Origin of the sequence: Pseudoxanthobacter soli DSM 19599 (assembly GCF_900148505.1) — a bacterium.
In the GTDB taxonomy this organism is placed as follows: Bacteria; Pseudomonadota; Alphaproteobacteria; order Rhizobiales; family Segnochrobactraceae; genus Pseudoxanthobacter; species Pseudoxanthobacter soli.
In genome coordinates, this window is sequence record NZ_FRXO01000003.1 from 219414 (window position 1) to 239338 (window position 19925).

The 19925-nt window shown below is 69.7% G+C and carries 18 protein-coding genes; 10 read left to right on the forward strand and 8 right to left on the reverse strand.

Annotated elements, in window-relative coordinates; translation table 11 throughout:
• Positions 1–21: 21 nt before the first annotated feature.
• Positions 22–870, reverse strand: coding sequence for a hypothetical protein (locus BUF17_RS08605; protein ID WP_073627635.1), 849 nt, complete (start codon positions 868–870; stop codon positions 22–24).
• Positions 867–1622 (reverse strand): hypothetical protein, encoded by a 756-nt coding sequence (locus BUF17_RS08610; protein WP_244530818.1) that lies wholly within the window; start codon positions 1620–1622, stop codon positions 867–869. The genes BUF17_RS08605 and BUF17_RS08610 overlap by 4 nt, the downstream gene beginning before the upstream one ends.
• A gap of 77 nt (positions 1623–1699) precedes the next feature.
• Between BUF17_RS08610 and BUF17_RS22875 the strand changes: the two genes are divergently transcribed.
• The 3 genes from BUF17_RS22875 to uvrC all read left to right on the forward strand — a co-directional run bounded on the left by BUF17_RS22875 (position 1700) and on the right by uvrC (position 4847).
• Entirely contained in the window at positions 1700–1876 is a 177-nt protein-coding gene (locus BUF17_RS22875) for a hypothetical protein (protein ID WP_175563658.1), read from the forward strand.
• Positions 1873–2649, forward strand: coding sequence for an SDR family oxidoreductase (locus BUF17_RS08615; protein WP_073627637.1), 777 nt, complete (start codon positions 1873–1875; stop codon positions 2647–2649). Before BUF17_RS22875 ends, BUF17_RS08615 begins: the two co-directional genes overlap by 4 nt.
• A 182-nt stretch (positions 2650–2831) precedes the next feature.
• Entirely contained in the window at positions 2832–4847 is a 2016-nt protein-coding gene (gene uvrC, locus BUF17_RS08620) for an excinuclease ABC subunit UvrC (RefSeq protein WP_139282491.1), read from the forward strand.
• A 32-nt stretch (positions 4848–4879) separates the two neighbouring features.
• Here the strand turns inward: uvrC and BUF17_RS08625 are convergent, their stop codons facing one another.
• Entirely contained in the window at positions 4880–5383 is a 504-nt protein-coding gene (locus BUF17_RS08625) for a low molecular weight protein-tyrosine-phosphatase (protein ID WP_073627641.1), read from the reverse strand.
• Positions 5384–5529: 146 nt separating this feature from the next.
• Here BUF17_RS08625 and BUF17_RS08630 point away from each other — a divergent pair, with 146 nt between their 5' ends.
• Entirely contained in the window at positions 5530–5931 is a 402-nt protein-coding gene (locus BUF17_RS08630; RefSeq protein ID WP_073627643.1) for a YkvA family protein, read from the forward strand.
• 42 nt (positions 5932–5973) lie between these two features.
• Here the strand turns inward: BUF17_RS08630 and BUF17_RS08635 are convergent, their stop codons facing one another.
• Positions 5974–7650, reverse strand: coding sequence for a formate--tetrahydrofolate ligase (locus tag BUF17_RS08635; RefSeq protein WP_073627645.1), 1677 nt, complete (start codon positions 7648–7650; stop codon positions 5974–5976).
• Between the two features lie 246 nt (positions 7651–7896).
• Between BUF17_RS08635 and BUF17_RS08640 the strand changes: the two genes are divergently transcribed.
• Both BUF17_RS08640 and BUF17_RS08645 read left to right on the forward strand, forming a co-directional pair.
• Positions 7897–8412: a MarR family winged helix-turn-helix transcriptional regulator gene (locus BUF17_RS08640; protein WP_073627647.1), complete on the forward strand. Its 516-nt coding sequence runs from the start codon at positions 7897–7899 to the stop codon at positions 8410–8412.
• A gap of 531 nt (positions 8413–8943) precedes the next feature.
• Entirely contained in the window at positions 8944–9855 is a 912-nt protein-coding gene (locus BUF17_RS08645) for a DMT family transporter (RefSeq protein WP_244530819.1), read from the forward strand.
• A gap of 32 nt (positions 9856–9887) precedes the next feature.
• Here BUF17_RS08645 and pncA read toward each other — a convergent pair whose 3' ends face one another.
• On the reverse strand, positions 9888–10514 hold the full coding sequence (gene pncA / locus BUF17_RS08650) for a bifunctional nicotinamidase/pyrazinamidase (protein WP_210215417.1): 627 nt from the start codon (positions 10512–10514) through the stop codon (positions 9888–9890).
• 141 nt (positions 10515–10655) lie between these two features.
• A complete protein-coding gene (locus BUF17_RS08655; RefSeq protein WP_073627649.1) occupies positions 10656–11387 on the reverse strand; it encodes a hypothetical protein in 732 nt (243 codons plus the stop codon).
• A 305-nt stretch (positions 11388–11692) separates the two neighbouring features.
• Between BUF17_RS08655 and BUF17_RS08660 the strand changes: the two genes are divergently transcribed.
• Entirely contained in the window at positions 11693–13045 is a 1353-nt protein-coding gene (locus BUF17_RS08660) for a beta/alpha barrel domain-containing protein (protein WP_244530820.1), read from the forward strand.
• 14 nt (positions 13046–13059) lie between these two features.
• Here BUF17_RS08660 and BUF17_RS08665 read toward each other — a convergent pair whose 3' ends face one another.
• A complete protein-coding gene (locus BUF17_RS08665; protein WP_210215418.1) occupies positions 13060–14004 on the reverse strand; it encodes a nucleoside hydrolase in 945 nt (314 codons plus the stop codon).
• A gap of 153 nt (positions 14005–14157) precedes the next feature.
• On the opposite strand from BUF17_RS08665, the gene BUF17_RS08670 reads away from it, so the two are divergent.
• Complete coding sequence (locus BUF17_RS08670; protein WP_073627651.1) at positions 14158–15495, forward strand: NAD(P)H-dependent oxidoreductase; 1338 nt, start codon at positions 14158–14160, stop codon at positions 15493–15495.
• A gap of 4 nt (positions 15496–15499) precedes the next feature.
• Here the strand turns inward: BUF17_RS08670 and BUF17_RS08675 are convergent, their stop codons facing one another.
• Entirely contained in the window at positions 15500–16213 is a 714-nt protein-coding gene (locus BUF17_RS08675; RefSeq protein ID WP_073627653.1) for a YggS family pyridoxal phosphate-dependent enzyme, read from the reverse strand.
• A 398-nt stretch (positions 16214–16611) separates the two neighbouring features.
• Between BUF17_RS08675 and leuS the strand changes: the two genes are divergently transcribed.
• Positions 16612–19212 (forward strand): leucine--tRNA ligase, encoded by a 2601-nt coding sequence (gene leuS / locus BUF17_RS08680; protein WP_073627655.1) that lies wholly within the window; start codon positions 16612–16614, stop codon positions 19210–19212.
• Between the two features lie 4 nt (positions 19213–19216).
• Positions 19217–19885 carry an LPS assembly lipoprotein LptE gene (gene lptE / locus BUF17_RS08685; RefSeq protein WP_073627657.1) on the forward strand — a complete coding sequence of 223 codons (669 nt, stop codon included), beginning with the start codon at positions 19217–19219 and terminating at the stop codon, positions 19883–19885.
• The last annotated feature ends 40 nt before the right edge of the window (positions 19886–19925 follow it).

Below are 19925 nucleotides of genomic sequence, written 5' to 3' on the forward strand. Positions count from 1 at the left end.
TGACTCGGCGAGGGTTAATTCTCAGTAACCGCGATCGTTCAATCTGATCTGACTGAAGAGTCCATTGGCGGCGACTCCGATGCGGTACCCGATGTCTCTCCACCACTGGCAATTCAATTCGGTTTCTATGGTTGGAAATCCGTTAACGAGGCGACCTTTTGTTCGCTTCTCGGCTTCGCTTACAATTTTATTCAAATAGAAATCACGCCCCACAAGTGTCGGGCAGTTCGACCACGGCAAATTCCGGCCCGATACGAGATAAGTCCCGTTTCGCGACCGCGAAACGGCTTCCGGCCATCTTCGATCGGCATCGTCGAACAGATAGGGCGTGGTTCCGATCAGGCGCGAGGCCTTTCCGGGTCTGAGCGTGCGCATCAGCGCGGCGCGAAGCCGGACCGCGGCGCCGGCATCGTCCGGCGGGAACAGACGGGCAACCTTCGGCCCCTGCCACGGCAGGCCGGGCTTCAGCCGGTGCCGGAGGCGGACGAAATCGGCCACGCCCTCGTCCATGTCGGCGGAGGCTGCGGCGAGCTGCCGCACCACCTCGTCGCGCCCCTCGATCAGCCGATAATCGTTTTCAAGCAAGATGATACGGTCTGCTGACAATCCGCCTGCCAGCGCTTTGAAGCCGCCGAGAATGCCGAGATTGGCCGCCGAGCCGTCGAACGGGATGCCGAAGGACCGGGCGATCTCGCGGCCGCGGTCGGTGATCTCCGGCAGGAACAGCAGCACCTCGTCGGCGAACGAAAACAGGTCGCCCTTGCGGTAGCTTTCGAGGGTGGCGGCGAGGGAATCGTAGCCGTGCCAGCTGAGGATGCCGAGGCCGAGGGTGGGACGCGGACCGCCCGGGCGGGCCTGCGCCGCGCTCATCGCCAGTTCTCCGCGATCCAGGGCGTGGGGCGGACGTGCTTGTAGGTCTTCTTGTACCACGGCGCCGGCCAGCGGCCGTCGCGGGCCTCGTCCGGATCGGGCTTTCCCGTGAACGCGACGAGGCGGGTGTCGGGCGGCAGTGGCGCGACCTTGACGAAATTGAGCGGCCAGCGCGGCAGAAGGCCGTGCTTGAAGCTCGCGCACCACGCCTCGGGCCAGTACGTCATCGGAATGCGGGTGACGGCCGAGATATAGCGCTGCTCGTTGCGATAGCGCTGCCAGATGCCGATCGGGTCGGCCACCATGTCGTCCATGATCTCCGGCGCCATGCCGACATGGAAACGGAAGCAGGTGGTGTTGCCGATGTTCTTCTCCATCTGCGTCCAGTTGCGGATGACGCAGAACTTCGCCTCCGGCTCGAAGGTAAAGAAGGAATCGAGATTGCCGGTGACGACGATGTCGAGATCGACGAACAGCGCCGGATCGCCCGGCGACAGGCCCGGCAAGGTGCGGTCCCACAGCGCGATCTTGCGCCACGGCAGCCAGCGCAGGTTTTCCGGCAGCTCGATCTCGAGCTGGGGCATGCATTCCACTTCGCGATCGACGCCGGACGAATCGTCCGTGTAGCAGATCAGCCGCGTCGGCCGGGCCGTGTTGCGCTTGATCATCGACCACAGGCGGTTGACATAGTCGGCGCCGTAGCGCGTGCCCCACTTCATGGACACGATTGTCTGCATGGCGCTGGTCTGCATGGCGCTGCCCTCTTCTGGAGCGGTGGTTCGCGGCCTGCCCCCCGGGAGGCCGCGCCTTCGGCCTTCGGAGCGGACGCATGTCCGCCTGCGACGCCCGGAAATCCGATCGCCTTTTCGCATTTCGCAGGCTGCAACGCCAGACCGGCGGCGCGGCCGTGCCGGATGGCATCCTCGGCCGCCTCCCGCAAGAGGCGGTCGATGCCGCCGCCGATTCGGGTTATGAGCCTTTGAACGGACAGGGACACACGCGATGACGCGAGGCAGCACAGCGATCACCCGAACCGCGCTCGTGACCGGAGGCGCGCGGCGCATCGGCCGGGCCATTGTCGAGGACCTCGCCGACCACGGCTGGGCGGTCGCGATCCACTCCTATTGCTCGCAGGACGAAGCCCGCTCGCTCGCCGGCGTCATCACCGCCCGGGGCGGACGGGCCGCCGTGGTCGCGACCGACCTCGCCGGCCCCGACTGCGCCGCCACGCTTCTCTCCGAGGCCCGCGCCGCGCTCGGCCCGATCGGCTGCCTCGTCAACAATGCCGCGATGTTCGAGGACGACAGCTTCGCCACCATGGACGCGGCGGGGCTCGATCACCATCTGAAGATCAATCTGACGACGCCGCTGATGGTGGCGCAGGCGTTCGCCGCCGCCCTCGGCGAGACGGAGCACGGCCTCATCGTCAACATGATCGACCAGCGCGTCTGGAAACCGACGCCGCAGCACTTTTCCTATTCGGTCGCCAAGGCCGGGTTGTGGGCCGCGACGCGGACCATGGCACAGGCGCTGGCGCCGCGGGTGCGCGTCGTCGGCATCGGGCCCGGCCCGACCCTGCCGAGTGCGCGCCAGAGCGAGGCGGACTTCCACCGCCAGTCGCAGGCCCTGCTGCTCGGCGCCGGTCCGGAACTCGGCGAGTTCGGCCGCACCGTGCGGTTTCTGGCCGAGACACCGTCGATCACCGGGCAGATGATCGCCCTCGACGGCGGCCAGCACCTCGCCTGGCAGACGCCCGACGTGCTGGACGTCAACGAATAGCGCGACGCGGCGCGGTGAGGGGCGGAGCGCGGGGGACCGGGCGATCCGGCCCCGCCCCGGCCGGGTCGCCCCCAACACGGCCGCAGTCCTTACGGGCTTGTGGCCAGACGGTATTGAAGCGGACAGATCGCACCGTGACGACGAACACCGACCCCGATCCACCCGTTCCGCCTCCGGCGGACATGCCAAGCGCGGACATGCGAGACGCTGACGTGCCGAGCGCTGACATGCCCAGTGCCGCTATGCCCGATGGCGCTATGCCCGGTGCCGATCTGCCCGTCGCGGAGGACGACGCGCCGGCGGCGACGCTGCGCGGCGTCGCGGTCATCGCCGATGCGGTGCGCCGGCTGCCGAACCAGCCCGGCGTCTATCGCATGATCGATGCCAAGGGTGACGTGCTCTATGTCGGCAAGGCGCGCAGCCTGAAGAAGCGCGTCACCTCCTATACCCGCATCGCCGGCCAGTCGAACCGCATCGCCCGGATGATCCAGGCGACGGCCTCGATGGAGTTCGTGACGACGCGCACCGAGACCGAGGCGCTGCTTCTCGAAGCGAACCTGATCAAGCGGCTCAGGCCGCGGTTCAACGTGCTGCTGCGGGACGACAAGTCGTTCCCCTATATCCTGATCCGCCGCGACCATCCGGCGCCGCAGATCCTGAAGCATCGCGGCGCGCGCTCCACGCCGGGCGACTATTTCGGCCCGTTCGCCTCCGCCGGCGCGGTGGGGCGCACGATCAACGCGCTGCAGAAGGCGTTCCTGATCCGCTCCTGCACCGATGCGGTCTATGAAAGCCGCACGCGGCCGTGCCTGCTCCACCAGATCAAGCGTTGCGCGGCGCCCTGCACCGGCGAGATCTCGCTCGACGATTACGGCGAACTGGTGCGGGAGGCCCGCGACTTCCTCGCCGGCCGCTCCGCCGCGATCCGCGACGACCTCGCGCAGGCGATGGTGGCCGCCTCCGACGATCTCGATTTCGAGCGGGCGGCGATCTATCGCGACCGCCTCGCGGCGCTCGCCCACGTCACCAGCCACCAGGGCATCAACCCCCAGGGCGTGGAGGAGGCCGACGTGTTCGCCGTCCACCAGGAGGGCGGCCAGACGGCGATCCAGGTGTTCTTCTTCCGCACCGGCCAGAACTGGGGCAACCGCGCCTATTTCCCCAAGGCCGATGCGAGCCTCGAAGCCGGCGAGGTGCTGGAGAGCTTCCTCGCCCAGTTCTACGACGACAAGGACGTGCCGCGCCTGCTGCTGCTCTCGACACCGCTGCCGGAACAGGAGCTTCTTCAGAACGCCCTGTCGGAGAAGGCGGGACGCCGGGTCGAGGTGGCGGTGCCCCAGCGCGGCGCCAAGCACGACCTCGTCGACCACGCGCTCACGAACGCGCGGGAGGCGCTCGGCCGGCGGCTGGCGGAAACCTCCAGCCAGGGCCGGCTGATCGAGGGGCTGGCCGAAGTGTTCGGGCTGGAGAAGCCGCCCCGGCGCATCGAGGTCTACGACAATTCCCACATCATGGGTACCGGCGCGGTGGGCGCGATGATCGTGGCCGGCCCCGAGGGCTTCGTGAAGAAGGAATATCGCAAGTTCAACATCCGCTCGAAGGAGATCACGCCCGGCGACGATTTCGGCATGATGCGCGAGGTGATGACCCGGCGGTTCTCGCGCCTCGTGCGCGAGGCCGGCCCGCGTCCCGAGGAGAGCGAAGACGGCGCCGTTGAGGCCGCATCCGACGCGGTCGGGCCGTGGCCGGATCTGGTGCTGGTCGACGGCGGCGCCGGCCAGCTCGCCGCCGCGCGCGCCATTCTGGAGGAGCTCGGCATCGCCGGCGACGTGGCGATGGTGGGCGTCGCCAAGGGCGTCGACCGCGATGCCGGCCGCGAGGAGTTCCACGTACCCGGCCGGACGCCGTTCCGCCTGCCGGTGCGAGACCCGGTGCTCTATTTCATCCAACGCCTGCGCGACGAGGCCCACCGCTTCGCCATCGGCAGCCACCGGGCGCGGCGCGCGCGGGAGTTCACCGCGAACCCGCTCGACGAGATCGCCGGCATCGGCCCGACGCGCAAGCGCGCGCTGCTGCACCGCTTCGGCACCGCCAAGGCCATCGGCCGCGCGGGGGTCGACGACCTCATGCAGGTCGACGGCATTTCCGAAAGCCTCGCGAAGGTGATCTTCGACCACTTCCACGACCGGGCGGACTGATTCGGGCGCCGCCGGGCACCCTGTCCGGTCCGCTAAATCCGGCGGATGGCCGAGCCGTGGCCGGCGAGAAGGCGCGAGACGAGTTCGCGCGAGGCGCGCTGGAGCTTGTCGACCACGACCTCGAAATCCCGCGCGGTGCCGGTATAGGGGTCGTGGACCTCCTCATGGCGGCCTTCGGCGGCTTCCAGCACCAGCGCCGTCCACGCCGTCGCGTTGGCCGGGCGCAGACGGGTGAGCGCGGCGAGGTTGGCCTGATCCATGGCGAGGATATAGTCGAAGGCGGTGAAGTCGGCCGGCCGGACCGGGCGGCACACCTGGCGGGAGATGTCGAACCCCCGCGCGGCGGCGGCCGCGACGGCGCGGTTGTCGGGCGGATCGCCTTCGTGGAAATCCGACACACCGGCCGAATCCACCCGGAACCGGGTCGCGACGCCGGCCGCCTCGGCCGCCTGAAGGAACGCGCCCTCGGCGATGGGCGAGCGGCAGATATTGCCGAGGCAGACGAACAACACCCCGATCGGCCGCTGTGCCTTCATTCGATCGTCCCTCACGAACCTGCGCATCGAACCATCTTGCACCGCGGGCGGCCGATCTCCACATCTTTCGAAGAGGACGAGACCGCCTCCCGCATGACGCTTCCGCCGTGCGGCCCCCGCGCCACAGAAGGCCGGTATCGACGCCGATGACGCACTTCCGCTCCGCGAACCCGTCTTCCGCAGTTCCGCTGGACGGGGACATCCTCGGCCCCGAAGACGACGATCCGGTCCGCGAGGAACGGGTGCGGCGGCGCTTCTGGCCGACCTTTCGCAAGGCGGCGCGGCACATTCCGTTCGCGCGCGATCTGGTGGCCGCCTATTTCTGCGCGCTCGATCCGGCGACGCCGCGGCGGGTGCGGCTGACGCTGCTCGCCGCGCTCGCCTATTTCGTGCTGCCGATCGATGCGGTGCCGGACCTTCTCGCCGGCATCGGCTTCACCGACGACGTGACGGTGCTCCTGGGCGCCATCGGCCTCGTCGGCCGCCACATCGAGGAGCGCCACCGCGCGGCGGCCGACATGGCGCTCGCCGACGAGGACAAGGCGTAGCCTCCTCGCCGGCCCCCTCCCCGCCCGCCGGCCCACCCGTCGCTACGACAGGCCGACGATCTGCCCGGCGGCATCGACGCCGATGTGCTCGGCCGCCGGATGACGCGGCAGGCCCGGCATGGTGTTGATCTCGCCGCACAGCACCACCACGAAGCCGGCGCCCGCGGACAGCCGCACCTCACGCACCGGAAGGGCGTGGCCGGACGGCGCGCCGGTGAGGGCGGGATTGGCCGAGAACGAATATTGCGTCTTGGCGATGCACACCGGCAGGCGGCCGAACCCGGCGGCCTCGAACTGGACGAGATCGGCCCGCGCGCGCTCGTCCCAGATCACCTCGCCGGCGCCGTAGATCTCGCGGGCGACGGTCGCCACCTTGTCGGCCAGCGGCATCTCGTCGGGATAGAGCGTGCGGAACGCCGACGGCCGGTTCTCGTCGAGCACGGCAGAAACCGCCTCGGCGAGCCCCACCGCGCCGGCCGAACCATCCGCCCAGTGGCTGCACGACACCGCCTCGACGCCGAACCGCTCGCGGCAGACGTCGCGCACGAGGGCGAACTCCGCCGCCGTGTCGGAGGTGAAGCGGTTGACGGCCACGATGACCGGCAGGCCGAACTTGGCGAGATTGGCGACGTGGCGGCCGAGATTGGCGAGACCGGCCTCGAGCGCCGTCAGGTTCTCGCGGTCGAGGTCGCTGCGGGCGACGCCGCCGTGCATCTTGAGCGCGCGGACGGTGGCGACGACGACGGCGCAATCCGGCGCGAGCCCGGCCTTGCGGCACTTGATGTCGAGGAACTTCTCCGCGCCGAGATCGGCACCGAAACCGGCCTCGGTCACCACGATGTCGCCGAAGCCGAGCGCGGCGCGGGTGGCCGCCACCGAATTGCAGCCGTGGGCGATGTTGGCGAACGGGCCGCCGTGGACCAGCGCCGGATTGCCCTCCAGCGTCTGGACGAGGTTCGGCCGGAACGCATCGCGCAGCAGCGCGGCCATGGCGCCGGCCGCGCCGAGATCGGCCACCGTGACCGCGCTGCGGTCGCGGCGATAGCCGACCACCATGCGCGACAGCCGCGCCTCGAGGTCGGCGAGATCCTGGGCGAGGCAGAACGCGGCCATGACCTCGGAGGCGACCGTGATGTCGAAGCCGCTCTGGCGAGGAAAGCCGTTCTTGGGACCGCCGAGGGACAGGACGACGTCGCGCAGCGCGCGGTCGTTCATGTCCACCACCCGCCGCCAGGTGATGCGGCGCAGGTCGAGATCGAGCGCGTTGCCCCAGTAGAGGTGATTGTCGACCATGGCGGCGACGAGGTTGTGCGCGGCCGAGATCGCGTGGAAATCGCCGGTGAAGTGCAGGTTGATGCGCTCCATCGGCACCACCTGGGCGTAGCCGCCGCCGGCGGCGCCGCCCTTCTGGCCGAAACACGGGCCGAGGGAGGGCTCGCGCAGGCAGATCACGGCCTTGCGGCCGATGCGGTTCAGCGCGTCGCCGAGGCCGATGGTAGTGGTGGTCTTGCCCTCGCCCGCCGGGGTCGGGTTGATGGCGGTGACGAGCACCAGCTTGCCGCGCTCCGCAGCCCCGGCGCGCGCCAGCGCCTCGTCCTCGATCTTGGCGATGTGGCGGCCGTAGGGATCGAGATCGTCCGGGCCGAGCCCGAGGCGTGCGGCGACCTCGGCGATGGGTTTCAAACGGGCGGCCCGCGCGATTTCGCCGTCGCTTTTCATGGGAGATTTCGTCCGATTCGGCCTCGTGGAAAACGGCGAGACGCTATCCCATCGCATGGCGAAGCGCGACGCGGTTTTCGCAGGCCCGCGGCGCCTGCCGGACCGGCCGCTCGGAAGCCGGCGAAGAAATTCGCGGCTTGGCCTTTCGGCCGACTTTTCCAAAGGCTGCTTAATGATAGTGTCGCATTCCGTGGGCATTCTGCCCGCTCAGACGGGCGTGCGCCGTCCCAAAGCAGCAGAGCCGAAATGACCTTCAATTACCGCAAAACCGTCACCTACCGGCTCTCGCAGACCGCGAAGGCCAGCCGCGGCCGCGCCAATGCGCATCTGAGCCGGCTTGGCCTGCACGCGGGCCAGGAAACGGTGCTGAAGGTGCTGGCGGACGAGGACGGCCAGACGATGAGCCAGCTCGCCGCGACCCTCGGCGTGCAGCCGCCGACCGTCACCAAGATGATTTCCCGACTTTCCGCCCAGGGCTTCGTGCTGCGGCAGGCCTCCCAGACCGACGGCCGGCTCGCCCGGGTGTTCCTCACCGAGTTCGGCCGCGAGCGGATCGGCGATCTCGACCGCGCCTGGAAGCGGCTGGAGAAGGAAGCCCTCGTCGGCCTCGACGACAAGGACCGCAAGCGCCTGCGCCGCCTCTTGCGCATCGTCGAGCAGAATCTCGCCGCCGCCGGAGGCCAGGGCCTCGACCCCGCCGACGACCCGGAGCCGGATCTCGAGGAAGAGGTGCCGCCGCCCTCGCCGGTTGTCGTGGCCTGAGCCATCGCGGCGCGTGGTCCGCGGCGCCGCGCGCGCCGTCAGGGCCGGAGCGCCTCGTCCGGGCGCTGGCGGCTCCGACTGCGCCTCCCGCGTACCTGCGCCTCCCGCTTGCCTGCGCCTCCCGCGTATCTGGCCCTCCGCTTCTCACTGCCTGCTGCCCATGAAGGCGCGGCGGTATTTTTCACGCCGATTCGGCGTCATCCATGCATTGCAGGCGGGCCGCTATGCAGCGATGCCGGAGCAATTGTCGTCGACACCCTGTCCTAAATCGATAAGCTGACAGCGTTCCTGCCTGTCTGCCCGGTTCGTGCGCGTGCCCGTTTGCGCGCCACTGCCCCAGTCATGCCGGGGCGCCGGATCCGTGTGCCCCGGAGGGCGTCGCGGTCGGGCCGGCTTTTTCCAGTTTTCCGACGTTCCAAGTTCCGACCAGCTCGCTTCACAATCCCGAACCAAGCGCCTCGTTCCTCGCCTTCGCGGCGACCGGCCCGGACGCCCCTTCGACCGAAAACGGCATTCGCCGCGGAGAGAACGATGTCCATCGCCGCGATGGGCGACCGGGCGGGAGATACCCGCCTGCACGGCATCCTGATGATGCTCGTCGCCTGTACGTTCTTCACGGTTCTCGACGCCGTTGCGAAGACGCTGTCCCACACGCTGCCGCCGCTCGAAGTCGCCTGGTTCCGCTACCTCGTCCACATGCTGCTGCTGGTCGGCCTGCTGGCGCCGCGCCCGGCGCGGCTGCTGCCGGCGCTGCGCACCCGGCGCCTCGGACTGCAGGTGCTGCGCGGGACGTTCCTGCTCGGCTCGACGGTGTTCAACTTCATCGCGCTGCATCACCTGCAGCTCGCCGAGACGACCTCGATCAACTTCGCCGGGCCGCTCGTCATCACCGCGCTGGCCGGGCCGATGCTGGGCGAATGGGCCGACCGGCGCCGCTGGATGGCGGTGGCCGCGGGCTTCGTCGGCGTCATGATCGTGGTGCAGCCGGGTTCCGGCGCGCTCGCCTTCGAGGCGGTCTATTCGGTCGCGGCGATGGCCTGCAACGCGGTCTACGTCATCCTGACGCGGCGGCTGGCGCCGACCGAGAATTCCATGGGCCTGCTGCTCTACTCGGCCGTGGTCGGCACGGTGCTGTTGACCCCGGCGATGCCCGCCGTGTGGGTCACGCCGGTCGACCTGACGACCTGGGGCCTGATCGTGGCGCTCGGCGCGCTCGGCGCCATCGGCCACTTCTTCCTGATCCGCGGCCACGCCTATGCCCCGGCCTCGCTGCTGGCGCCGTTCGGCTACTCCCAGATCATCGGCGCGATCGCGGCCGGCTATCTGGTGTTCAACCAGCTGCCGCACACCTCCACGATCCTCGGATCGGTGGTGATCGTCTGCTCCGGGCTCTACATCCTGAAGCGCGAGGACGTGATGCGCCCGCGCCGCCGCCGCGCCTGAGCACGGCGAACGGGGCGGAGCGCGGCGGCGGCTCAGCCGATGTCGGCCGAGGTGATGCGCCTGACGCCGGCATCCTTCATCGCCGCCCAGGCGTTCGACAGCGAGCCCTGAACGTCGATCGCCCGGCAGGCATCCTCGACCACCAGCGTCTCGAACCCGGCCGTGCGCGCGTCGAGCGCGGTCCACGCCACGCAGAAATCCGTGGCGAGCCCCGCCAGCACCACCCGCTCGATGCCGCGCTCGCGCAGGTAGGAGGCGAGCCCCGTGGGGGTGACGCGGTCGGCGGCGTGGAAGGCGGAATAGGAATCCACCGCCTTGTGGTAGCCCTTGCGCAGCACGAGCTGGGCGCCGGGAATGTCGAGATCGTCGTGGAGCTCCGCGTCGCGCGTGCCCTGGACGCAATGGTCCGGCCAGAGCACCTGCTCGCCATAGGCCATGCGGATCACCTCGAACGGCTTGCGGCCGGGGTGCGACGAGGCGAACGACCAGTGGCCCGGCGGGTGCCAGTCCTGGGTCAGCACGATGTTGTCGAAGTGCCGGGCGATGCGGTTGACCACGGGCACCACCGCGTCGCCGTCCGCCACCGGCAGGTTGCCGCCGGGCATGAAGCCATATTGCAGGTCGACCCCGATCAGCACGTCCTTCATTCCGAAACGCATCGTCCGCCTGCCTTTCCGTCTGCAAAACCTTGAGCCTGTCCTTGTCGTTCGGATCGGTTCGATCCGAACGGGATAGGCTCGGAGCGCTTTCCGGCCGGATGGAATCATCCGATCGACCAGAAATCGCTCCAGATTCAAAACCTACAGTCCGAAGAAATCCTTCGCATTGAAGGCATCCACCCACGAACGCTCGTCGGCGATGTGCGCGAACCAGACGAACTCGTAGTGCCACTCGTCACCATCCTGGATGACGCGGTCGAGCTGGCCGCCGGACCGAAGGATCGCCAGGATCTCGTCGCGGGAAATCCCGACGGGCCGCCGCTCGCGATTGTTCTCGATCCGGTTCGGCAGCTCCGAATGATCGCGGGCCATGACCATGCGGTCCTCGCCGCTGGCGATGCGGTGCAGGGCCACGCCGCGCATGCCGTACTGCAGGAAATTGCGCAGGCTGTAGACGTTCATCGGACCGACGATCGCCATGCCGAGAACGCGGCCGCGCGCCAGGCCACCCCGGGCGCGCACTTCGATGAGGCGTTCCTGAAGCCGCCTGCCGCGGGCGTCCGGCAGCACGCACGAGGCGTCGCATTCGGCGATGTAGCGCCGTTGCGCCGGCGCGAACCCGAGCTGCGCCGCAAGGCCTTCACCCTCGGCGGAGGGAAAGCGCACGCTGCTGTAGCCGACCAGGCGGCCACCCAGAAACGCGCCGAAGCACAGGCCGTCCTCGCCGAAGAGGTCGGCGATGTGGTCGTGATCGCGCGCCCGGTAGAGGTCGTCGCGGCCGATCTCCTCGTAGACGCGATTGTGCATCTCGAAGATCGGCTCGATGAACGTGCTGTCGAGCCGGCGGATGGTGATGTCGTCGGTGGATGTCATGAGCGCGGCTCTTGAGGGGCGCGATTCTTCCGGAGGCGGGGCACATGTGGCGGGAGCGCGTCTCCCCGGCGGTGGAGGGAGGGCCACGGCGCCGCGGTTTCGTGCCAGGGCGCCACTATGGCGCAATTGCCGCCGATCCTCCAACCCGCAACGGACGGCCGGTTCGCTTCGGATGTGGGGAAGTCGGTCCGCCGCAAAGATCGGCGGGAGCGAAGCGGGGATGGTGCGGCGGGCTTTCCGTGCGCGCCGGGCGCCGATATTCTGCCGCGACGAAAGACCTGCGGATCCGGGGACGGGAGAACACCGTGCGATCGATCGAGACCGTGCCTTCGAAGGGCGCGAAGGCGAAGGAAGAGGTCATCGGCCCCGACACGCTGCCGGACGTCGATCCGGACGTGGCGCTTCGCACCGACGCCTATTTCCTCAAGACCCGCGCCGTCGTGGCCGCCCATGGCGACTGCCGCGTGACCTACGCGGTGTTCCTGCGCGCCGACTGCATCGCCGCGGTCGACCGGGCGATCGACCTCGTCACCGCACTCTATCCGCAGGATTGCGCCATTCCGCTGGAGATCCGCCGGGAGGTGCCGGAAGGCACGCTGCTGGTGTCCGGCCGGCCGATCATGACGATCACGGGCAGCATGGCGGCGCTGTCGCCCATCGAGACGCTGTTGTTGCAGCGGGTCGGCTTCGCCTGCGTATCGGCGCTCAACGCCTTCACCATGAACCTCGCCATGCCGCGCACGGCGTTCATCGCCATGGAGGCGCGCCACTGCACCGGCGACGACATGCATCTCGCCTGCGCCTATGGCGCGAGCGTCGGCGCGCGCACCGCGCGGCTGATGGGCGCGACCGGGTTCATCGGCACCTCGACGGCGATCGCCGCGCCGATGTTCGGCGCGAGCGAGGGGCTCGGCACCATGCCGCATGCCCTGATCGGCTACGCCAAGGCGCGCATTCTGGCGCGCGGCGGCGACCCGGCCCGCGAGAACGCCACGCTGGAAGCGACCCGGCTCTATGTCGAGACCTTCCCCGACGAGCCGACCTACACGGTGCTGGTCGACTACGAGGGCCGCGAGGTGACCGACGCGCTGGCGGTCTGCGCGTGGTTCTACGGCGAGGCCAAGCTGCACGAGCGCGGCAAGCAGCTTTCCTTCCGCATCGACACCCATGCCGGCCGCCACCTCGAGGGGCTGGACTGGAACGAATCGGTGCGCACGCTGATGCGCTGGACCCACAAGGAGACGCCCGGCGAGATCCTCAAGCTGGCGCTGCAGGGCTTTGCCATCGACGACCTCGACGGACTGAGCGCGGATGAAATCCGCGACAAGTGCCTGTTCGGCACCGGCGTCACGGCCGCGAGCATCGTGCGGTTCCGCAAGATGCTGGACGATCACGGCTACAAGGCGCCGAAGGTGGTGGCTTCGTCGGGCTTCGACGTCCTGAAATGCCGCATCTTCGGCAATTTGGGCATTCCGATCGACGTGGTCGGCACCGGCAGCTTCCTGCCGGGCAAGATCGGCCGCGCGCAAGCGACCGCCGACATCGTGCGCTACGAGTTCCCGCTCGGAAACGGGCTCTACCAGCGCTTCGACCTCGTCAAGGTCGGCCGCGAGCACCTGCTCCTGTCCGACGCCGTCCCGCCCGCAACCGGGCCGTAGACGGCGGGCTTCCCTCACCCGGCCGCCAGCGACGCCCGCAGCATTTCCAAGAACCGGTCGCGGGAGGCGTCGAACACCACGTCGACGGTCGCCGGGCGGCCGGTCGAGCCGAAATGGTCGATCAGCGTCGCCCCGGCGGACGGGCCGGCGGAGGTGTCGACGATCACCGCGTGGCGCCGCACGTCGGTCGCGACGGAGGGATCGAGCGCCACCGCCATGGCGATGGGATCGGGCAGGTCGACATGGTCGCGGCTGCTGATGCCGACCATGAAGCGGCGGAGCGCGCCGAGAATGTCGACGGCGAACCGGGCGCGGGGGGTGTCGATGGCCCGCAGCGCCGCAAGCTCGTCGGCATCGAACGCGGCCCGGCGCCGCGAGACGTCCCAGCCGACCATCGTCAGGTTCATGCCCGAGGAGAACACCACGGCGGCCGCTTCCGGATCGACGAAGATGTTGAACTCGGCCGCCGGGGTGACGTTGCCGACGCCGTCGGCGACGCCGCCCATGACCACGCAGCGCGCGACCTTGCGGGCGATTTCCGGCGCGCGCAGCAGCGCGACGGCGATGTTGGTGAGCGGGCCGAGCGCCACCAGCGTGACCTCGCCCGGGTGGCGCAGCACCGTCTCGACGATGACATCCACCGCGCGGCCTTCCGCCACCGCCCGGCCGGACAGCGGCAGGCCGATATCGCCGAGGCCGTCGTGGCCATGCACCTCGGCCGCCATGGTGAGCGGCCGGATCAGCGGCCCGGTGCGGCCGAGATGGACGGGGACGGTCACGCCGCAGAGTTCGGCGGTGTAGAGCGCGTTCTGCGCGGCCTGTTCGGCGGTGCAGTTGCCGGCGACGATGGTCAGCGCCTCCACGCTGACGTCGGGCGCGGCGAAGGCCATCAGGAGGGCGATGGCGTCGTCGGAGGCGGTGTCGGTGTCGATCAGAAAGCGGCGCATGGTCGGCCTCATGGGCGGGCTCTCGGCCGGGCCCGGCAGACCGGACCGCGACAACGTGATATGTCGCCCGCTATACAGCATGCGCCCGGCCCATGCAGAGCTTTCACGCCAGAACGGCCGGAAGGGCGCGCGGCCCGCGACGGACCCGGTTCCAGGAGAACGACGATGACCCACGAACTCGCCCGGCTCGGCCAGGCCGCCGAACTCGCCGCCTATGCCGAGGCCCGCGGCCCCATCACCATCGGCCTTGCGGGCGCGGGCCAGATGGGCACCGACATCGTGGTTCAGGTGGCGCTGATGACCGGCGTGCGCATCGGCGCGATCTGCGAGCGGATGCCGCAGAACGCCGTCGATGCCGTGCTGATGGCCGGCCACGACCGCGCGGCGGCCGTTTCCGCCGACACCGCCGCCGCCGTCGACCGGGCGATCGAGGCGGGCGCCATCGCCATCACCGGCGACTATCGGGCGATGTGCGAATCGGGCCGCATCGATGTCGTGATCGACGCGACCGGCAACCCCAATGCCGGCACAGAGGTGGCGCTCGCCGCCATGGCCCACGGCAAGCACGTCGTGATGCTGAACGTCGAGGCCGACATCACCATCGGCCGCTTCCTGAAGGCGGAAGCCCGCAAGGCGGGCGTGGTCTATACCGGCGCCGCCGGCGACGAACCGGCCGCCGCGCTCGAGGTGATCGCGTTCGCCCAGTCCCTCGGCTTCGAGATCGTCGCCGCCGGCAAGGGCAAGAACAACCCGCTGAACTTCGCCGCCGTTCCGGCCGACTACGCCGAGGAGGCCGCCCGCCGCAACATGAACGCGCGGATGCTGGTGGAGTTCGTCGACGGCACCAAGACCATGGTGGAGATGGTGGCGATCGCCAACGCCACGGGCCTCGTGCCGGACGTTCCGGGCATGCACGGCCCGGCGGCCACGCGGGAAGAACTCGCCCAGGTGCTATGCACCCGCGAGGACGGCGGCGTGCTGTCGCGCTCGGGCGTGGTCGACTACACCATCGGCAAGGGCGTGGCGCCGGGCGTGTTCTGCATCGTCAAGCCGCGCCATCCCCGCGTGCTGGAGCGGATGATCGACCTCAAGGTCGGCCCCGGCCCGTGCTTCTCGATCTTCCGGCCCTATCACCTGACGAGCCTGGAGACGCCGCTCTCGGCCGTCCGCGCCGTGATCCACCGCCGGCCGGACATGGAGCCGCTCGACCGCCCGGTGGCCGAATGCGCCGCGCTGGCGAAGCGCGACCTCGCGCCCGGCGAAACGCTCGGCAAGATCGGCGAGATCGACTATCGCGGCTTCTCCATGACGTGGTCCGACGCGCGCGAGGCCAACGCGGTGCCGATCGGCCTCGCCGAGCGGGCGAAGGTGCTGAAGCCGGTCAAGGCCGGCGAACGGCTCACCTACGACAACTGCGCCGTGGACGAGGACCTCGCCGTGACCCGCATCCGCCGCCGGCTCGACCAGCAGGACGCCCAGTTCGTGGAAGGGCTGATGGCCTGAGGCATCAGGCCCCGGCGGGCGGATAGGACCGCCCGCCGAACAGCGCGCTGCCGACGCGCACATGGGTGGCGCCAAAGTTGATGGCCGTCTCGAAATCGGCCGACATGCCGATGGAAAGAAGCGGCGCGCCGGCTTCCTCCGAAAGCTTGCGCAGCAGCGCGAAATGCGGCCCCGGCGGTTCGTCGGCCGGGGGGATCGCCATCAGCCCGGCGATGGCGAGGCCGAACGTCTCGCGGCAGCGGGCGACGAAGGCGACCGCCTCACGGGGGGCGATGCCGGCCTTCTGCGGCTCCTCGCCGGTGTTGACCTGAACGAACAGCCGCGGCATCCGGCCCGCCCGCGCCGCCTCCTCGGCGACGGCCGCCGCGATCTTCTCGCGGTCGATGGTATGGATCGCGTCGAACAGCGCCACCGCCTCGCGGGCCTTGTTGGATTGCAGCGGTCCGATCAGGTGAAGTTCGAGGTCCGGATGCGCCGCCTTCAGCGCCGGGAACTTCGCTTTCGCCTCCTGCACCCGGTTCTCGCCGTAAACCCGCTGGCCGGCGGCGATCAGCGGCTCGACAGCCTCGGCAGGGAAGGTCTTGGAGACCGCGATCAGCGTCACCGACCCTTCCGGCCGCCCGGCCGTGCGTTCGGCGCGCGCGATGCGCCGGCGGATGTCGTCGAGCCGCGCCGCCGCTTCGCCGGCGAAGGAAGGGGCGTTTTCGAGATCCGTCATGGTCGTTTCAGGCTCCTGGGCGGGGTGTCCGGCCGCGATGGGGCGCGCGCCGTGCCGCGGCACAGTGCGCGCGAGTTGACCCGCGGGGGGATTTCTGGTGACAGTCCGCCTCCGATGCAAGATGCTTCCGGGCCGCAAGGCGCTTTGGCAGGCTTCCGCCTGGCCGAAGCGCGTCCGCATCCCGGGCCGCCGCTTGCAGACCTGATCGTTGCGGTCGCGAGCCGCGCGGCCGGATGTCATCCGTGGACGTCCGCCCACCCGGCCCGCAGACCGCGGTTCCGCCACGCGCCGCCGCCCGCCCTCCCGGTTTGCGGTGCCGCACGCCGATGATGCCACCCGCGATCCCGTTCCGGCACCCCCGCCGGCGGGCCTCCGCGCCGACCCGGACCGATGCCGACATGACGACGGAGCGCTACAACGCCCGCGAAGCCGAACGCCGCTGGCAGGCCGCTTGGGCCGACCAGGCCGTTTTCAACACGAAGAACGGCGACCCGCGGCCGCACTATTACGTGCTGGAGATGTTCCCGTATCCTTCCGGGCGCATCCACATGGGCCACGTGCGCAACTACACCATGGGCGACGTGGTGGCGCGCTACAAGCGCGCCCGCGGCTTCAACGTGCTCCATCCGATGGGCTGGGATGCGTTCGGCATGCCGGCCGAAAACGCCGCGATGCAGAACAAGGTCCATCCGAAGGCGTGGACCTACGAGAACATCGCCACCATGCGCGGCCAGCTCCAGTCCATGGGGCTGTCGCTCGACTGGTCGCGTGAGTTCGCGACCTGCGACGTGGCCTATTATCAGCGCCAGCAGGCGCTGTTCCTGGACTTCCTGGACGCGAACCTCGCCTATCGCCGCACCTCCAAGGTGAACTGGGATCCGGTCGACATGACCGTGCTCGCCAACGAGCAGGTGATCGACGGCCGCGGCTGGCGCTCGGGCGCGCTCGTCGAGCAGCGCGAGCTGACCCAGTGGTTCCTGCGCATCACCGACTTCTCCGAGGACCTGCTGACCGCCCTCGACCGGCTCGACCGCTGGCCGGAGAAAGTGCGGCTGATGCAGAAGAACTGGATCGGCCGCTCCGAGGGCCTGCGCGTGCGCTTCGCCTTCGAGGGTGGCGCCGCGCCGGACGGCTCGCGCAGCGTCGAGGTCTTCACCACCCGGCCGGACACGCTGTTCGGTGCGAGCTTCCTCGGGCTGTCGGCCGACCATCCGGTGGCGAAGGCCGCGGCCGAGAACGACCCGGCGCTGGCCGAGTTCCTGGCCGAGTGCCGCAAGATGGGCACCAGCACCGCCGCCATCGAGACCGCCGAGAAGAAGGGCTGGGACACCGGCCTCAAGGTCGCCCACCCGTTCATCCCGGGTCGGACGCTGCCGGTCTATGTCGCGAACTTCATCCTGATGGAGTACGGCACCGGCGCCATCTTCGGCTGCCCGGCCCACGACCAGCGCGACCTCGACTTCGCCCGCAAATACGGCCTGCCGGTGCTGCCGGTGGTCCGTGCCGAGGGTGAAACCGGGGAGGTGACGGTCGGCACCGAGGCGCTCGTCGGCGACGGCCGCCTGTTCAATTCCGGCTTCCTCGACGGCCTAACGGTCGCCGAAGCCAAGGAGGCCGTGGCCGCCCGGCTGGAGGCGACCGAGCTCGACGGCGCGCCGCAGGGCGCGCGGCAGGTGAACTATCGCCTGCGCGACTGGGGCATCTCGCGCCAGCGCTACTGGGGCTGCCCGATCCCGGTGATCCACTGCGAGGCGTGCGGCGTCGTGCCGGTACCGAAGGCGGACCTGCCGGTGAAGCTGCCGGACGATGTCGAATTCGACAGCCCCGGCAACCCGCTCGACCGGCATCCGACGTGGAAGCACGTCGCCTGCCCGTGCTGCAGCGCTCCGGCGCGGCGCGAAACCGACACCATGGACACCTTCGTCGATTCGTCCTGGTACTTCGTCCGCTTCACCGCGCCCGACGCCGATACCCCGACCGACCCGGCGGCGGCCGATGCGTGGCTGCCGGTCGACCAATATATCGGCGGCATCGAGCACGCGATCCTGCACCTGCTCTATTCGCGCTTCTTCGTGCGCGCGATGCACAGGACCGGCCACATCGGCATCGACGAGCCGTTCGCCGGCCTGTTCACCCAGGGCATGGTGGTCCACGAGACCTACAAGGACGCCGAGGGCATGTGGATCTCGCCCTCGGAGGTGATCATCCTCGAGGAGGACGGCGGGCGCCGCGCGGTGCACGCCACCACCGGGGTGCCGATCGAGATCGGCTCCATCGAGAAGATGTCGAAGTCGAAGAAGAACGTCGTCGACCCGTCCGACATCATCACGAGCTGGGGCGCCGACACCGCACGCTGGTTCGTCCTGTCGGATTCCCCGCCCGAGCGCGACGTGATCTGGACCGAGGACGGCGTGCAGGGCGCCCACCGCTTCGTGCAGCGCGTCTGGCGGCTCGTGACCGAGAACGCGGCGGACCTGCCGCCGGCCGGCACCGATCCGGCGGCCTCCGGCGCCGCGGGCGCGGAGATCCGCAAGGCGGCGCACCGCACCCTGGCGGCGGTCGAGACGGATATCGAGAGCCTCGCCTTCAACCGCGCGGTGGCGCGGCTCTACGAACTCGTCAACGTGCTCGCCAAGGCCGCCCAGACGGACGGCACCGGGGCGGCGCTGCGCGAGGGGCTGGAAATCCTCGTGCGGCTGATCGCGCCGATGATGCCGCATCTCGCCGAGGAATGCTGGAACGCGCTGGGGCACGACCGCCTGGTCGCGCTGGAGCCGTGGCCGGTGTTCGATCCGGCGCTGATCGTGGAGAACACCGTCGTGCTGCCGATCCAGGTGAACGGCAAGCGCCGCGGCGAGATCGCCGTCGACCGCGACGCGCCGGCGGCGGAGATCGAGAAGGCGGTGCTGGCGCTCGAGGACGTCACCCGCTATCTGGAAGGACGGCCCGCCAAGAAGGTGATCGTGGTTCCGCAAAGGATCGTCAATGTCGTCGGCTGACCCCATGGGCCCTGACGGGCCGATCGATCCCGACCGTCCCGACGCGCTTCCCGGCGGCGTCAGCCGGCGCACGGCGCTGCTCGGCCTCGTCGGCGCCGCGCTCGCGCTCGGCGGCTGCCAGGTGCGGCCGCTCTATGCCGAGATCGGCGCCGGCCCGGGCGGCGTGACCGTGATGGACGATCTCAGGAAGATCTCGATCCCCGTCACCACCGCCCGGCTCGACCAGGTGCTGCGCAACGAGCTGATCTACCAGTTCACCGGCGGCGGCGAGCCGGCGAAGCCGGTCTATACCCTGCGCATCATCGTCACCACGATCCAGTCTTCGGTCGCGGTGCAGGTGATGTCCCAGGTGCCGGCCTCCTACATCCTGACGCTGACGGCGAACTTCCAGCTCTACCGCAACGACAACCGTCAGACGCTTCTGACCGGCGTCAGCACGGCGGATGCCTCGTTCGATTATTCGAGCCAGCGCTTCGCCAACCTGCGCGCCAAGCAGGACGCCGAGGACCGCGCGGCCAAGGTGGTCGCCAACGATCTGCGCGTCCGGCTCGCGGCCTTCTTCGCCACCCATCCCGGCGGCGCGGGGGCGACCCCGGTGCCGCTGCCAGTTGCGCCCACGCCGGTGGAGCCGGTGCCGTCCAGCGCCCTCGCGCCCGGTCGCCAGGGAAGCTAGAGCGCTTTCCGATCTGAAATGCTCTCGGTGACGGTCGGAA